Here is a 1,742-nt window from a genome sequence, read left to right as displayed (position 1 = left end):
GTCGCGGGCGGGTCGGGCAGCGGCCGGGGGCTGCTGCGCCATTTCGAGATCACCACGACCCGATGGTCGGTGGAACTGAACACCTCGCTGGACATGTGCAGCGGGTCGTGCTCGACCTCGGGCAGGGCCGTGTCGCAGACCCAGGTGATCAGGTCGGCGAAGCCGTACGGCTCCGCCCGCGCCTCCCACATCCGTACGATCACGTCGTCGCTCCCTCGCTCGTGTCGAGCCGTCACACGCTGACCGTGGTCAGCGGCAGGGCCGAATCGGCCGGCAGGTCGAGCCGGCTCGGCGCGACCCCCGCAGCGACCAGGTGCGAACCCAGCGCGGCGACCATCGCCCCGTTGTCGGTGCACAGCTTCGGCCGGGGCACCCGCACCCGGATGCCGAGCTTCGCCGCCCGGTGCTCGGCCAGCGCCCGCAGCCGGGAGTTCGCCGCCACCCCCCCGCCGATCACCAGCGTGTCCACCCCGTGGGCCTGACACGCGGCCAGCGCCTTGGCGGTGAGCACATCGCAGACCGCCTCCTGGAACGACGCGGCCACGTCGGCCACCGGCACCGGTTCGCCGGCCCGTTGCCGGGCCTCCACCCAGCGGGCCACAGCCGTCTTCAGGCCCGAGAAGGAGAAGTCGTACCGGTGGGCGGCGAGGTCCTTGGCGGCGGTGAGGCCACGCGGAAACCCGATCGCGCCGGCGTCGCCGGCGGCGGCCTCCCGGTCGATGTACGGGCCGCCGGGGAACGGCAGGCCGAGCAGCCGGGCCACCTTGTCGAACGCCTCGCCGGCGGCGTCGTCGATGGTCGCGCCGAGCGGGGTCACCCCCCGGGCCAGGTCGTCGACGAGCAGCAGGGACGAGTGCCCGCCGGAGACCAGCAGGGCGATCGCCGGCTCGGGCAGCGGCCCGTGTTCCAGGGTGTCCACGGCGACGTGCGCGGCGAGGTGGTTCACCCCGTACACCGGCTTCTCGGCGGCCAGCGCGTACCCCTTGGCGGCGGCCACGCCGACCAGCAGCGCCCCGGCCAGTCCCGGGCCGGAGGTCACCGCGAAGGCGTCTATGTCGGCGATGGTCACCCCCGCCTCGGCCAGCGCCCGGTCCATGGTGGGCACGATGGCCTCCAGGTGAGCGCGGCTGGCCACCTCGGGCACCACACCGCCGAACCGGGCGTGCTCGGCGACGCTGGAGGCCAGCGCGTCGGCGAGCAGGGTGTGCCCGCGCACGATGCCGACCCCGGTCTCGTCGCAGGAGGTCTCGATGCCGAGGATGAGCGGTTCGTCGGCCATGGCTCCTCAGTCCTGGTCGCGCCGCATGACCAGCGCGTCGGTGTTGCTGGGTTGGTAGTAGCCGCGGCGCACGCCGATCGGCTCGAAGCCGTACGTCGCGTAGAGCCGCTGGGCGGGGCCGTTGTCCGCCGCGACCTCCAGCAGCGTGCTGCGCACACCCCGGCGGGCGGCTTCGGCGAGCAGCGCCTCCAGCAGCGCCCGGCCCACCCCGCGCCGCTGGGCGTCCCGGGCGACCGCGATGTTCTGCACCCACGCCTCGTCCGGCGCGGCGACGGCCAGCCCCGCGTAGCCGAGCACGCGCCCGCCGCCGTCCGGGGTGGCGACCAGGTAGAAGTGGCCGTTGGCCAGCTCGTTCCAGAACATCGCCGGCGACCACTGCTCGGCTCCGAACAGGTCCGCCTCGATCGGCAGCACCTCGTCGATGTGCCACCAGCGGAACCGGCCCAGCCGCACCACCCCCACC

General features: G+C 74.3%; 3 protein-coding genes. All 3 read right to left on the bottom strand.

Annotated features, from left to right (window positions below):
• Window positions 1–203 (bottom strand): hypothetical protein (locus tag E1258_RS32445; RefSeq protein WP_132407776.1); only part of this gene is annotated, 203 nt, incomplete at its 3' end.
• 29 nt (window positions 204–232) lie between these two features.
• The gene (gene tsaD / locus E1258_RS32440) at window positions 233–1,279 is read right to left on the bottom strand and encodes a tRNA (adenosine(37)-N6)-threonylcarbamoyltransferase complex transferase subunit TsaD (protein ID WP_132407774.1); all 1,047 of its coding nucleotides are present in this window, start codon (window positions 1,277–1,279) and stop codon (window positions 233–235) included.
• Window positions 1,280–1,285: 6 nt separating this feature from the next.
• Window positions 1,286–1,732 (bottom strand): ribosomal protein S18-alanine N-acetyltransferase, encoded by a 447-nt coding sequence (gene rimI / locus E1258_RS32435; protein ID WP_132407778.1) that lies wholly within the window; start codon window positions 1,730–1,732, stop codon window positions 1,286–1,288.
• Window positions 1,733–1,742 lie beyond the last annotated feature (10 nt).

The sequence above is a fragment of the Micromonospora sp. KC207 genome, from assembly GCF_004348615.1.
Taxonomy (GTDB): domain Bacteria; phylum Actinomycetota; class Actinomycetes; order Mycobacteriales; family Micromonosporaceae; genus Micromonospora.
Note: the sequence above shows the minus strand (reverse complement) of the source record. Positions and strands in the feature narration are given on the sequence as shown.